The organism is Aphanizomenon sp. UHCC 0183, assembly GCF_009712065.1.
GTDB classification, from domain to species: domain Bacteria; phylum Cyanobacteriota; class Cyanobacteriia; order Cyanobacteriales; family Nostocaceae; genus Dolichospermum; species Dolichospermum heterosporum.
Genome location: NZ_VILC01000107.1, coordinates 1 through 13,927 on the forward strand (window position 1 = coordinate 1; position 13,927 = coordinate 13,927).

Consider the following 13,927-nt stretch of genomic DNA (forward strand, 5'->3'; position numbering starts at 1 on the left):
TTAGTGAGCGTGCGTAAGTCCTAGTAATGAATTAGGTTACATATAGGACATAAGCATGATCAATATATAGGACTCCTATTTGATTTTTGATAGCTTGCGTGGCGTAGCCATACAAGACTCAGTAGGTATCAATTCTGTCTTTCCTGTTCCCTGTTCCCAGTTAAGAGTTCCCTGACCACACAAGTAAATATGGCTAACGTCACGCTTCGCTATCAGGAATCAAACCGGATTCCTATAGAAATATTTTATATCCAAATAGTGAAGACGGTTTCATAATGAACTACAGCAAAATTGTTATTCAGTAATAATGGTGAATGCTTGATAGTTGTTTCGTAAACTCCCTATTTTTAATTATATGACATTAATTTTAGCTCTAGACTTTGGCGGGACAAAATTGGCAGCAGCAACAGTTAAGGCTGGTGGTAAGGAGTGGTTGGATCATGAATCACGATTTTCTCCTACAAATGGTGATGCTTTGACTGATTTGGAAATCATGCGATCGCTCATTGATTCCGTGCTAAAAGGAAGAAAGCCGGATGCCATTGGTGTCAGCTTTGGTGGTCCAGTGGATGCCACCACAGGCTTAGTCCGCTTATCTCATCACGTTCCTGGCTGGGAAAATGTTCCCCTTAAACAAATACTTGAAGAAGATTATCACGCACCTACCAGTATAGATAATGATGCTAACGTTGCTGCTGTTGGTGAACATCGCTTTGGGGCTGGTCAAGGATATGATAGCCTATTTTACATTACCATTAGTACAGGTGTAGGTGGAGGCTGGATACTTGATGGTAAGCCCTGGCGAGGTGCATTAGGCATGGCGGGAGAAATTGGACATATTGTGGTAGATCCTAGAGGTCCATTATGCTTATGTGGAAAACGGGGATGTGTAGAACGTTTAGCTTCTGGTCCCTACATGGCGCAAAATGCGCGGGAAATGTTGGAGAAAGAACCACCTAGCACTAACGGTAAAATCAGAGGAGACGTACTCAGGTATTTGACTGGTAATGATCTCAACTTACTTACAGGCAAAGTCGTCAGCACCGCAGCAGCCAACGGAGATGAAATAGCACAAGAAGTATTATACAGGGGTGCATGGGCTTTGGGGGTCGGTATTGGTAATGTCGCCAACCTCATGAATCCCCAACGGTTTGTTTTAGGTGGTGGTGTTACCAAATCTGGGGATAATTTCTGGACTGTGGTGCGAAAGGTGGCTAGGGAAACCGCACTCCCAGAGGTGAATTTTGAGGTTGTGCGGGCATTATTGGGTGATGATGCACCTTTATGGGGGGCTGTGGCTTTGGGTTTGAATGTTTTGGATTAAACTCTTTTTCTCACGCAGAGGCGCAGAGACGCGGAGAGATATCTTAAATATTCGCTTGTTGTCTTTGATAAAGTGACCAGTACAACCCTTTTTGTTTTAAGAGTTCTAAATGTGTTCCTCTTTCGGCTATTACTCCTTTTTCCATGACTAATATTAAATCGGCTCGTTTGAGGGGGGCAAAGCGGTGGGCAATTAAGAATACTGTGCGGTTAGAGGAAACATTTTTGAGGTTTTGTAATACTTGTTGTTCGGTTTCACTATCTAAGGCACTGGTGGCTTCATCTAAGATGAGAATTGGTGCAGATGCTAGAAATAATCTGGCTAATGCTATACGTTGTCTTTGCCCTCCAGATAATGCTGTTCCTCTTTCTCCCACGTTGTTTTCATAGCCGTAAGGTAGTTGACTAATGAAGTCATGTGCTACTGCTAATCTGGCAGCTTCGACAACTTGTTCGGAGGTAATATCTGGATTGCCTAATGTAATGTTTTCCAAGATTGAACCATTAAATAAAAAGTCTTCTTGGAGAACTACCCCTATTTGTTGTCTTAAAGATGCTAAGTCAGCACTTTTGATATCAAATCCATCAATTAGAATTCTTCCTGACTCAATTTGATAGAGTCTTTGGAGAAGTTTAGAAAGGGTACTTTTTCCTGAGCCACTTCTGCCGACAATGCCTACAAATTGTCCTGGTTTAATGTTAAAAGAGATGCCTTTTAATACTGGTTCGGTGTTGGCATGATAACGAAAGAAAACTTGGTCAAAATCAACTTCACCTTTGAGGGGTGGTAATACTAATCCTGTGCCGGCTTCTGTTTCTGGGGCAGCGTTGAGAATATCACCAATTCTATCTACTGATAATAGCACTTGTTGGAGATTTTGCCACAACTGGACTAACCGTAATAGGGGACTTGTCACTCTTCCTGATAACATTTGGAACGCGATTAATTGACCAATGGTTAGTTGATGATCAATTACTAATTTTGCCCCAAACCACAGGATAATTAAGGTAGAAAAGTTAGTGAGAAAGTCACCAATATTACTACTAATATTAGATGTGGTGGAAGCTTTAAAACTGGTACGAATGAAGCGGGCAAATAAACCTTCCCACCGTTCTCTCGCTACTGGTTCTGCGGCATGGGCTTTAACAGAATGAATGCCAGTGATTGTCTCGACTAAAAATGATTGACTGTCCGCACTCCGGTTAAAGGTTTCATTTAGCCAATTTCGCAAAATCGGTGTGGCGATAATAGTTAATGTGGCAAATAATGGTAAGACAGCTAAGGCTACAAATGTTAGAGGAATGTTGTAATAAAACATTAATCCCAGGTAAACTACAGCGAAGATACTGTCAAGAATGACGGTTAAAGCTGTACCTGTGAGAAATTGGCGAATTTGTTCTAATTCTTGGACTCTAGCAACTGTATCACCCACTCTCCGCGACTCAAAATAAGCCAAGGGTAAACGCATTAAATGGCGAAAAAGTTGAGCCGATAAACTCAAGTCTAAACGCCGGGCTGTGTGGGTAAAGATGAATAGCCGCAGCATACCCAGGATAGATTCAAATGTCGCCACAAACAAGAGGGCGATCGCCATCACATCCAAAGTAGCTAAACTCTCCTGTACCATCACTTTGTCAATGATGACTTGAGTAATTAATGGAGAAGCTAAACCCAATAATTGCAAGGTAAAGGAAGCTAATAAAACTTCACCTAATAAACCCCGATATTTCCAAACCGCAGGAGTAAACCAAGCTAAATTAAATTTCTCTTGCTGGGAAATTAGTTCAGTTTGCCATAATGTACCATCCCAACAATTATCCACCACAGATTGAGGTAAATGTTCACAAATATAATCAGGATTTTGAGGATTGGCAATAATTAAAAAATTGCCTTTTATGCCATAAGCTACAACCCAATTAAATTGGGGATTTTTATCTTCCTGATTACCTTGATTCCACAACAATACGGCGGGAAAAGTTAATTGGCGTAATTCATACCAATTAACCTGTAATTTCCGCAATACTAACCCTAATTTCTCCCCTGCTTCTACCAGATTTTTCGGCTTTTGTCCTCGCAACTGACGTTGTACCCATTCTAATTGCACAGGATTTTGTAAATATTGCGCCACCATTGTTAAACAAGCTGCACCTGTATTTCCACTTCCCACAAAGGGATAATTAGAAATTGTGGGTTGTTCCCATTTCGCAGGATGTGAAGGTGAAGAAATGGGAGAATTAGGAACTGGTAAAATAGTTTCAATCTCTTCTACCTCTGCTGAATTATTCCAAAATTCATTAACTTGAGGATTTAAAACCTTTTTCCACAAAGCCGAATTCCAACACACAACTATAACTTCCTTACTAGCAGCTACAGCTTTACAATCAGCAAATAATGGTTGACAGTTGCCAAACCAATCTCCTGCTTGTAAAGTAGCTACAGTTTTATTTTCTTCTTCCTCTCGTAAACGCACTTTACCAGCGGCAATAAAAAATTGATAGTTTCGCTTGCCAAAAGCATCACTACCTAATTTTTGTGACCAAATTTTTTCGCCAAGTTTGTAGTTATGTATTTCTGCTTGCTGTTTTAATTCGTTTTGTTCTTCAGCATTTAGCCAGGATAGTGGCGGTTCATTCCAGGGTAAATTGTTTAACACATTTATTCGTTAAAATTGATTATTTAGAAGTTTTAATGCAATTGAATTTTGACTGTCAGATTTTGAATCTTATCCCCTAGCCATTTCTCAAATAACTCATTTTTTAGTGATTGTTGTAATTGAGTATCTTCTAAAGATGCTGGAAGAATTTGTTCTAATCTAAATAAAGCAAAACGTCCTTCTATTTCTATGGGATTGATCAATTTTCCAGGGGTGGTTGAGTCTACAGCCGCACGTAATATGTCTGGTATCGTCCCCCGACTAATTGGTCCCATCATGCCATTAAATACTCTTTCATCGGCTAATGAATACTCTCTTGCCAGTTGTTCAAAACTACTTCCTTCTTCAACTTGAGTTTGTAGTTCTTCTGCTAATTCCCGACTGTCAACTAGAATCCGCGACAGGATAACTCTATCCAAGTAAATTTTCTTTTCAATAAAGTATTCTGGTAATTTTGATTCTGTGACTAATTCTTTGAGTTTCTCTAACTGAAAGCTAAAGGTAATAGATGTATGAAAAGTTGTATAATCTGTACCATTGCCTATTAGCCATTCTTGAAATTTTTGGGCATCAGTTAGTTGATTTTTTAGACGAAAATCAATAATTGTCTGTTCAATTAAGGTGGAACTAATCTCAATATCTGTTCTAGCACTAATTTCTTTTTCAATTACGTGCTGACGCAGTACGTCACTCATGAAATTTCCTAGTCTACCAGATATTTGTAAGTATTTGACTACTTCAGCTAGGGTAATTTCCTGATCATTTACAGTTAAAAAAGATGAAGATTCCATGAAGTGATTCTCAGGATAATGCTAAAACATCTATAAGACTTTCCATTAAATAATGGGGAAAACAGTAGAAAACTATATCTAGCAATAATAAAGATTCGATAAATTAAATATGTAATTAATAAGTAGTTACTAGATCCCCGACTTCTTTGAGAAGTCGGGGATCTATTTCTTAAAATGAACTCAATAATTTTATATTATAAATATTTTCAAATCTGTAAGCAGTATAACAAAAATAATAATGTTGGGTTTCCTTGTGTCAACCCAACCTACGAAAATTGTAATTTTAGTCAACAATTAAACAAAGATACTTTGGTAAATTAATGCCAATATTATCGCCGCAGTTGCACCAATCAGGGTATTAAAGATATTGACAACCTCATTGGTCAGCCAACTATATTTAGATTGCAAAGTCGCACCAATGACACTTTCTAAATTTGTAGCGATAAATGCGGCTATGACACTCCATAAGATGCCAAGGGGATTAATTAAATTTACTCCCCAACCAATGAGTGCGATCGCTATTGATGCTACCATACCAGCTAAAGTCCCTTCTAAACTTACCGCCCCTTCTGTCCCCCTGGGAACTGGTTGTAGTGTCGTAATTAAAAAGGTGCTTTTACCATAAGCTTTACCAACTTCACTGGCTGTAGTATCAGAAAGTTTAGTGCTAAAACTGGCAACATAACCCAAACATAACAAATATTTAAAATCAGGTAAAAACAATACTCCCAACGCACATAAAGCCGCTATTAATGCTGAACCCCAAACGTTTTCTGGACCTCTTGCACCGGCACGTTTTTCCGCAATTCCGGCGGCTTCTTTTTCTGCCATACCAATGCGCGTTACCCCAGAACCGACAATAAAATAAAATACCACCACTAGATATCCCTGCCAACCTAGTGTTCCCCAAATGATTACTCCTAATAATCCAGCATTAAGTATACCTGCCGGGGTGAGCAATTTTTTGGGAATAATTGCGACTATTCCTAGTAAAATTGCATTTAAGCCTACTCCCATTAACCAGGGATTAATAGAATCTATTAAAGATAACATCTGTGATAAATTATGAGTATTTTCAGATTTTTATGCTAATAAAATGATTTTATCCTCTTTTACCACATTCATATTAAGATTCCTTTCTCCCTTGCTTTTCTATTGCTTGTTGTACTACTTCAATTTTTAATTCCAGTGCTTCGGCAATTTGTTCTATACTCAAACCCATTTTCAAAAGACGAGGAATTGCTTCTAACTTAGTTTCTTCCTTAACTTCTTGATAAAATCTGGTTTGTTGCCATTCTGTTAATCCAAACATTGCTTCTAACTCCTGACGGGTATAGGTGGAAAACTTATAAATTAGCATCCTTTCTACTAATTCTAAAAGATAACGACTGTTTGCCGCATCTGCTTGTTGTACTAAATTAATTAAACTTCTTGCTGTTTGTATTGCTTCATCTTCAGGCGCAACTACTAATTGAATAATTCCTAAACCAATTGAAGATAATGTATCAGTTAATTCATCTAAATAAACTACATGAATTTGTCCCGCAGCTAGTGAACTTTGATATGTCAAGGGTATTCCAGGATCAAGACTCCGTTTAGCCCACAATACTACAGCTTGCCATTTTTTATCAGGTTTATACTGGTTTAAATACAGAAATACTTCGGTAATTAACCGCCAGTATAAGTTATCATCATCTTGAAATTGAACTTCAACAAAATAAATCGGATCTTCTGGGTACTCAACTTTGGGTAGAAATACACCATCTATGCGTCGTGCTAGTTCCTTGATTTCGACTGATGAAAATTCGTAGTGTGTAGCTAGTTGGGGTGGTTTTTCCAGCAGTTCAAATAAAACGCTGGGGAGATTTTGCAGGAGGGTGTAAATATGGTGTCTGTCTTCATTTGTGGTCAGAAGCAGAGTATGAACTTCTGTAAGTTTACAATGATTCGCTGCGTAAACTTCTCACTACCTAACTATTGTTAAATTAACCGATTTTTTAGTTCTTGAGGTGACAGCACTAAAATTGGTGAACCTTCAAATCCACTCGCATCACGAGTAACAATTGCTTCCAATCCCCATTTAATCGCAGATGCTACTTGTACCGCATCTTCAAAATCAGCTAATTTTAATTCTATAGCTTGCTCAAGCACTCCGCGATCTACCGCACAAACCTCCATTAATGCCAACAATTTAATTACTGCTGTAATTGCATTTTCAGAACTTTTAGTCTGTCGTCCAACCAAGTAATGCACATCTGTTATTGTTGTCGCTGAAATAAATCCTTCAATTTGTCCTAATTCAACTGCTTCTAGTAAAAATGCGGCATCAGTTACAAAAGGTTCACGCGCTAACAAGGCGTCTAATAAAACATTTGTATCAAATAGAACTTTCATTATAAATATTTTTGCACCAATCTTTCATCTAGTAAAGCTTTCACCTCTTCATCTGTAGGTGGTGGTGTGTCTGTTTTGGCAATACCAATTAAACTTGCAGCTAAACCTTTTGGTTTTGCGGCTGAATATGTTTTTGGTATAAGCGAGTGAGTTAAGGCATTGATTAATTGTAAACGTTCTTCAACAGATAATCTCAGTGCTTGATCCTGAAGTTCATGTAACGTCATAATAATCATCTCTCAATATATCTTCTCAATTTTGCGGTTCAGACGATCTCTAAATATCTCATTACCCATAAGTAGGTGGGCGTTAAAAATTGTCGTTGGGGCAAGGGAACAGGGAACTCTTAACTGGGAACAGGAAGAGAGTTTTGAGTGATTTTACTTTTCTTCACATACCTTTCAATTTTTCTGTTCACCTACTTAACATCAAACTCGAAATTATTGATTATTTTACTATAATTGATAATCAACCTACAGAGAAATTAACTAAATCCTACTTTTATTCTCCAACTCACCCCCACCATGAACCAACCCATATTCCATCTTGCCTTCCCCGTCACCAATATCCCCGACACCAAAGCCTATTATGTTGACGGTTTAGGCTGCATTCCCGGACGCGAAAACCCCCACGCTTTGATTCTCAACCTCTATGGACATCAATTAGTAGCACATACAACGAAAGACATACTCACACCTCAAAAAGCAATTTATCCCCGACACTTTGGACTAATTTTCACCCAAGCAGCAGATTGGCAAGAATTACTAGAAAGGGCAAACAACAAAGATTTAAAATTTAGAGAAGAACCCAAATACCGCTTTACCAATTCCCTTCTAGAGCATCGGACTTTTTTCTTAGAAGACCCTTTTTATAACTTAATGGAATTTAAATATTATCGTCATCCAGAAGCAATTTTTGGCAATGCTGAACATACCCAAATTGGTGATAGAAATTAGCTGTCTAAGTAATTGGACAAAAATATTTACAGTCATTGCGAGGGAAGGGAAGCAATCACAACCCTTGGAATTGCTTCATTTCACTTCGTTCCATATGGCTAACGCCACGCAACGCTTACGCAATGACATTGTGTAATTAATTCTGTCTCACTACTTATAACGAATTACAGATGATAATAGTAAAGATATAGTGACTGAGGTATTCCTTCTCACTATTTTTATCATAAGCTATTAGGAACAAAAATAAATTTATATATAACAAGTATCATTGGTATGATTTTTCGATTATAAAATATATATATATTAATATCAAGTAGATTCATGGATATTCATAATTTAGGAATTAATTTCTAATAATATAATTTATGGATAAAATTTTGCTAAAAATTTGGAAAAAAATATTAAGGAAAATTGATCAACATCCATACACAAAATATCAAGCTGATTGTTTCTATCAAAAAGCTGTAGAGAAAAATCTTCATAACCTGCCTATTATTTCACCGGAGGATATTAATTTAGTTGATCTTGTCAAAAAAGAAGGAGTTGTGATTACTACTTTAGACAAATTGGGAATTATATCTACTCCTGATTTGCTTGAATCTGCACAAATTCTCATGCCACAAATATCACAAAATGTATTGTCTCGCTCCCATGAAATTGTTATTCATGCTAGTCCACAACAAATAATGGAGTATCCAAAAATTTTTTTATGGGGAGTTGAACAACGGTTACTGAATATCATTGAAAATTTTCTTGGTGTACCTGTAGCTTATCAAGGTGTATATTTTCGTCAAGATATTGCTAATAACTTGGAAGCAGGTTCAAGGCTATGGCATATAGATCAAGAGGATAGAAAAATTTTAAAGATTATCATCTACTTAAATGATGTTAGTGAGAATCATGGACCATTTCAATATATTTCCAAATCTTTAACATCAGAAATAGCTCATACTTTAAAATATACATCTGGTTACATTCCAGATAAAATTATGCAAAAAATTATATCTTCAGCCATTTATAAATCATGTACAGGAATGGCTGGTACAGTAATCATTGCCGATACTGCTAGTATTTTTCATCGAGGTAAGCCACCTATAACTTCAGATAGATTTACCCTATTTTTTGATTACACTACTATCCGATATAAACAAGTATTACATGGTACATCTACTCTACCATATAAGGATTTACTTGTATTGAGTAAATACCTTTCAGAATCACAAAAGAAGTGTATTTTTTGGTAAAGAAAAATTCATGATTTCACTGATTTTGTTAATATCTTTGCCACTATTGATAAAGTTCTAGAATCTGTTAACATTAAAGGATGTAATAACACTGGTAAAGTTATTTCTTTGCCTATACCAAGTTGTGAACTTTCTGTTGGGATAATCATTAAATCATAAGGTGTCCAAATAGATGTAAAATTCAACTGCTTTAACATCTCGACATCAGAATTTAAATCATTGAGAAAATCACTATGAGGACGCATTTGCAAAGCACCAGCCAGCCAAGTACCATAAGCAACTATAGTTCCATAATGAGGTGAAGAAATCGTAATAAATCGCTGGACTCTATTTATTCCCCCCAACCGCTGAATATAATAGCGGCTGACAATTCCTCCCATACTAAAACCCACTATATCCAGTGGTTGCGCTGTTGCAAAAGTATCATTTACATAATTAGCTACCTGCTGGGCTAATTTCTCCAAAACCTCAGAACCATTATTAGGGATTAAATCCACCGTATGCACAGACAACCCTTGTTGTCGCAGAGAAAACGCCATTTTATTGAAAACCGCCCCAGTATCGTTAATACCATGCACTAATAAAACGGGATTTTGCTGTTTTGTTGCTATCATCTTAATTAGTTAATATTGTCAATAATTTAACTCAATATTACAATCTTAAATATACAATGCAATACTTATCGGTTAAGGAAATGTAGGTTGGGTTGAGCGACAGCGAAACCCAACATTATCAAGGATTTGGTTGGATTATGGCTGATGCCTCCGGCACGCTACCGCAGGGATACGCCACACTGCGTGGACGTTCCGATTGTTCCGCGTTCACGCAGTGTCCCGCAGGGATACGTTTACGTTCCACAACCCAACCTAAGTAATGGGACAGAATTAATTACACAATGTCATTGCAAATGGAACGAAGTGAAATGAAGCAATCGCAAGGGTTGTGATTGCTTCCCTTCGCTTGCAATGACTGTAAATATTTTTGTCCAATTACTTACCGGATGATGACTTTTTAGGCTTAACCGAGCAGTATTGATATACAATGTATGAAAGTTTTGTGACTGAATCTAGATTATTAAGATTTATGAAATAAATTCTCATAATCTTATAGTTATAATAAAATTTAATAATTAATTTGCGTTATTTACTAAAAACTGTTTTCGACAAAAAAGACCTACAAATACTTGCCAGTAGTAATTATAGGCTTTTCATCAGCAAACATGAGGTTTAACAATTGACCGCAGATAACGCCATCAAATGTAATATTACACCGTAATTTTTAACAATTTCGGTAACAGTCCCAACTATTCAAACCAGGAGCATTTTTTATGGGCTTTATCAAAAATATCATTGCGGGTATTGTGGGTTTTATTACTGGATTGTTTAGCAATAAGGGTAATAGCTACTACTTAGAACTAAAGGAAGAAGCTAATGTTACTCAATCTCCAGCAACAGTAGCAGCACAACCTATACCAAAAGTTGAACCAAAAGCTACACCGGCAGCAGTAAAAGTGACTAAGCCCGAACCAGTTAAAATATCAGTCCCCACTGAAACCAATTTTGCCACCAAATATCTCATTCCTACCAATAGTCCCCGTCGTCGTCCCGGCGTAAATATGAATGTCTTTTTAGATATGGCAAGTCAAGTTAAAACTCCCGGATAAGTATCAAAACGATTATAAATCGTGGCTATACTAAACACGGGTGAGATCTAAACTTTTGCCAAATAGACATCTGGTGAAAATTAAATATGCGTGACATGAAACCCCTGTAGAGACGTTCCATGGAACGTCTCTACAATCTTTACCGGAGATGTCTAATGACAAAGAACCCAGATGTGTAGGGGTAAAGCAAAAGCTTAATGGTGTCAACTTAACGTAAAACCTCTATCCCGCAAAGAACTCAAGTCATCTCATTCCCCTGCTCTGACTGGGAATGAATTCTAGAAGGCTCTGCCTTCAATGATATTAGAGGCAGAGCCTCATCAACTGCATTCCTAGTCAGAGACTAGGAACGAGATGTGGTAGGGATTTGAGCTTAAGTTGACACCAATGAAGCTCTTGCTTTACCCCTACGTTTAGAATCAAACAATCAAACCGTTTTGAGTATATACAGATAAAACTAATTTTGCATTAGTCCACCTGCGTGGACTTTGTTTGTAAGTAGTGAGACAGAATTAGTTACACAATGTCATTGCGTAAGCGTTGCGTGGCGTTAGCCATATGGAACGAAGTGAAATGAAGCAATTCCAAGGGTTGTGATTGCTTCCCTTCGCTCGCAATGACTGTAAATATTTTTGTCCAATTACTTATAGTAGCGATTTATAATCGCCAATACTTTAAAAACACCCTACGAAGCATTTTTAGTAAAGATAATCCCACTATATAAATGAAAAGCTGCATCCCAATTACTTTGTTCTCTACGAAATAGATTAATCTGAGATGGGATTTGTTTGAGGATGTCCGTTTGGTCTATAACTATTTGTGCAAAGGGTTGAAAATCTGACCACACCTTAACTTCAGGTAACTGTTTCTCAATCCATACCATTAGATTATTCCAGTTTATTCTTATAGTATTATGGTTAGCTTGAGATTGAGAGTCTAAACCTTGTTGAAATTCATAGCCTTGATCATAAATTCGCAAAATACTCCGTCTATTTGGTAGATGTAAATCACAAAATTGAGCATAATCTTGAGTTTTAGTTTTCCGTTCTAGTTGACCTCTAGCATTAACATCTACAACTTGCTCAAAAATTGGTAAAAGTCCCATTACTCTATTAGTAACTTCTGATAAATCAAATCTCATTGAACCAGTTTGATTTGCTTCATTTTGACAAACTACGTTGATTTGAGATTTATTTATTGATAAATGTTTAACTTGAAATACTTGAATCTGTTGAATTTGGGGAATTTTTACCCAAAAACAGGGAATACCAGCCTGTTGTAATTGTGTTCCATAGAATGCTAATTCTCCGACTTGAGCAATGCGATAAACTCGCCAATTCTGGCTAGGTAATATCATTCTTGCTGTGTAAACGTCTACTTGCATAATTTGGGCAAAATTCCTGGCGGCACTGGTTTTGAGTTCATTGTGAATGGGTTCTAAAACTAATATTCCCAGTTGATTGTTATGAGGTGCAGATATAGATTTAACTATAGCTCTTTGTTTTTCTTCTTGTTTAACTTCTTCTAATCGCTGTAAACCTTGACGAGCTTGAGAAATAATTTTACTATGAGTCGTGGTGCGGAGTAATTGACGATATACTTTTTCAGCTTCTGGAAATTGATGAGAAACTTCTTTTAACTTACCAAAATACAGTTGTACCCAAGGATTTTCTGGTGATTCTATCAGTAGTTTCTGAAGTAATTTAGCTGCTGTTTGATAATCTTTACATTCAAAAGCTTTAAGAACTTGATCAAGCATATAAGTAGGTGAACACAATAAAACCAAACTGTGTAAAGAAATGTAAAATCGCCTAAACCCTCTTCACTCTTGCCTCTTGCCTCTTGCCTTTTGCCTTGCCATAACGACAATTTTCAACGCCAACCTACTTAATAGTTTTTATACTCAAAAAGGTTGGAACATGGACTTTTGTAAAATCACGAAAACCCCTACCTGGAGAATCAAATAATTAAGCCGTGTTGGGTATAATAAAGGATATACATCCCCGACTTCTCAGAGAAGTCGGGAATCTGGCTGAATCAATAACAATACCTGTTTCCGCCATCAGGTTTAGGATTTTCCTTAGCAGTTCGCATTGCGCCTAGTATGGTGGAAATGAAAACACAGCGCTTTGTTTGCCCACCAGACTTACTAGATAGAGTGATTCGGCCTAATTGGCTGAGGGGGACACTACCTATGTAATCAAACTGGACTCGTCTTACACCATTAGACAATTTGTTTAATGTGGATTCATTTTCATCCAACTTCGCACTAGCATCTAAGTCGTTCCATTGGGCATTAGATGAGTTAATTGTAGCCGGATGAATTGCCCATTGCACAATATTATTTTGTTCTCGAAAACTAACGTGGTAAGTTAACTTTTCCTTTCTGGCTTGGCTTTGGGCTTCACGCATGGCTCGATAAACTTGATCTTGGGCAACATTTAAGTTGCGAGTTTTCATAAACGCTAACCAGTTTGGTGCAACTATTGCTGATAATATCCCTATCATTAACACCACCGCAATCATTTCTATTAAAGTAAACCCATCCTGAAATCGCCTATTTAATAAATAAATCATTATTTGCCAGCAAGATAACTATATAGCCTTTCCCACTCTAATCAGATACAAAATTCCCCTTCCCCAACCAATACTGCTCGGTTAAGCCTAAAAAGTGATTATCAGGTAGGTTGGGGAACGTTTACGTATCCCTGCGAACTGCTTGCAGCAGCGCTTCGCTATCGCCGGAGGCATCAGCCATAACTCAACATTATCAAGGATTTTGTTGGGTTTGGCTGTCGCTCAACCCAACCTACATTTCCTTAACCGACCAGTATTGCCTCACCAACCCTCCCCAAAGCATCGGCTACGGTGTACACACAAGTTACGGAATCACCATTATTCC

14 protein-coding genes are annotated in these 13,927 nt (G+C 37.3%); 5 read left to right on the top strand and 9 right to left on the bottom strand.

Features of this window, described 5'->3' with window-relative positions:
- Positions 1-355: 355 nt before the first annotated feature.
- Complete coding sequence (locus tag FJR37_RS22835) at positions 356-1,324, top strand: ROK family protein (RefSeq protein WP_168467204.1); 969 nt, start codon at positions 356-358, stop codon at positions 1,322-1,324.
- Positions 1,325-1,367: 43 nt separating this feature from the next.
- Here FJR37_RS22835 and FJR37_RS22840 read toward each other — a convergent pair whose 3' ends face one another.
- The 6 genes from FJR37_RS22840 to FJR37_RS22865 form a co-directional block, all read right to left on the bottom strand.
- Complete coding sequence (locus FJR37_RS22840) at positions 1,368-3,977, bottom strand: peptidase domain-containing ABC transporter (RefSeq protein ID WP_039201713.1); 2,610 nt, start codon at positions 3,975-3,977, stop codon at positions 1,368-1,370.
- A gap of 32 nt (positions 3,978-4,009) precedes the next feature.
- Positions 4,010-4,768 carry a peptidylprolyl isomerase gene (locus FJR37_RS22845; RefSeq protein ID WP_168467205.1) on the bottom strand — a complete coding sequence of 253 codons (759 nt, stop codon included), beginning with the start codon at positions 4,766-4,768 and terminating at the stop codon, positions 4,010-4,012.
- Positions 4,769-5,062: 294 nt separating this feature from the next.
- Positions 5,063-5,821: a TIGR00297 family protein gene (locus tag FJR37_RS22850; RefSeq protein ID WP_168467206.1), complete on the bottom strand. Its 759-nt coding sequence runs from the start codon at positions 5,819-5,821 to the stop codon at positions 5,063-5,065.
- A 73-nt stretch (positions 5,822-5,894) separates the two neighbouring features.
- Positions 5,895-6,686: an Rpn family recombination-promoting nuclease/putative transposase gene (locus tag FJR37_RS22855; protein WP_371416157.1), complete on the bottom strand. Its 792-nt coding sequence runs from the start codon at positions 6,684-6,686 to the stop codon at positions 5,895-5,897.
- A gap of 62 nt (positions 6,687-6,748) precedes the next feature.
- The gene (locus FJR37_RS22860; protein ID WP_039203777.1) at positions 6,749-7,162 is read right to left on the bottom strand and encodes a PIN domain-containing protein; all 414 of its coding nucleotides are present in this window, start codon (positions 7,160-7,162) and stop codon (positions 6,749-6,751) included.
- Positions 7,162-7,389 (bottom strand): hypothetical protein, encoded by a 228-nt coding sequence (locus FJR37_RS22865; RefSeq protein WP_039203776.1) that lies wholly within the window; start codon positions 7,387-7,389, stop codon positions 7,162-7,164. Before FJR37_RS22865 ends, FJR37_RS22860 begins: the two co-directional genes overlap by 1 nt.
- A gap of 297 nt (positions 7,390-7,686) precedes the next feature.
- On the opposite strand from FJR37_RS22865, the gene FJR37_RS22870 reads away from it, so the two are divergent.
- Positions 7,687-8,118 (top strand): VOC family protein, encoded by a 432-nt coding sequence (locus tag FJR37_RS22870; protein ID WP_039203773.1) that lies wholly within the window; start codon positions 7,687-7,689, stop codon positions 8,116-8,118.
- Between the two features lie 377 nt (positions 8,119-8,495).
- Positions 8,496-9,362, top strand: coding sequence for a 2OG-Fe(II) oxygenase (locus tag FJR37_RS22875; protein WP_338059024.1), 867 nt, complete (start codon positions 8,496-8,498; stop codon positions 9,360-9,362).
- Positions 9,363-9,370: 8 nt separating this feature from the next.
- Here the strand turns inward: FJR37_RS22875 and FJR37_RS22880 are convergent, their stop codons facing one another.
- Positions 9,371-9,976, bottom strand: a complete 606-nt coding sequence (locus FJR37_RS22880) for a triacylglycerol lipase (RefSeq protein WP_174763467.1) — start codon at positions 9,974-9,976, stop codon at positions 9,371-9,373.
- Between the two features lie 713 nt (positions 9,977-10,689).
- Here FJR37_RS22880 and FJR37_RS22885 point away from each other — a divergent pair.
- Complete coding sequence (locus tag FJR37_RS22885) at positions 10,690-11,025, top strand: hypothetical protein (RefSeq protein ID WP_168467207.1); 336 nt, start codon at positions 10,690-10,692, stop codon at positions 11,023-11,025.
- A gap of 685 nt (positions 11,026-11,710) precedes the next feature.
- Here the strand turns inward: FJR37_RS22885 and FJR37_RS22890 are convergent.
- Together FJR37_RS22890 and FJR37_RS22895 are read right to left on the bottom strand one after the other, a co-directional pair.
- On the bottom strand, positions 11,711-12,784 hold the full coding sequence (locus FJR37_RS22890) for a M48 family metallopeptidase (RefSeq protein ID WP_168467208.1): 1,074 nt from the start codon (positions 12,782-12,784) through the stop codon (positions 11,711-11,713).
- A gap of 278 nt (positions 12,785-13,062) precedes the next feature.
- Positions 13,063-13,602: a Tfp pilus assembly protein FimT/FimU gene (locus FJR37_RS22895; protein ID WP_168467209.1), complete on the bottom strand. Its 540-nt coding sequence runs from the start codon at positions 13,600-13,602 to the stop codon at positions 13,063-13,065.
- A 110-nt stretch (positions 13,603-13,712) separates the two neighbouring features.
- On the opposite strand from FJR37_RS22895, the gene FJR37_RS26600 reads away from it, so the two are divergent.
- The coding region (locus FJR37_RS26600) for a hypothetical protein (protein ID WP_217355368.1) at positions 13,713-13,927 on the top strand (215 nt) is incomplete at its 3' end.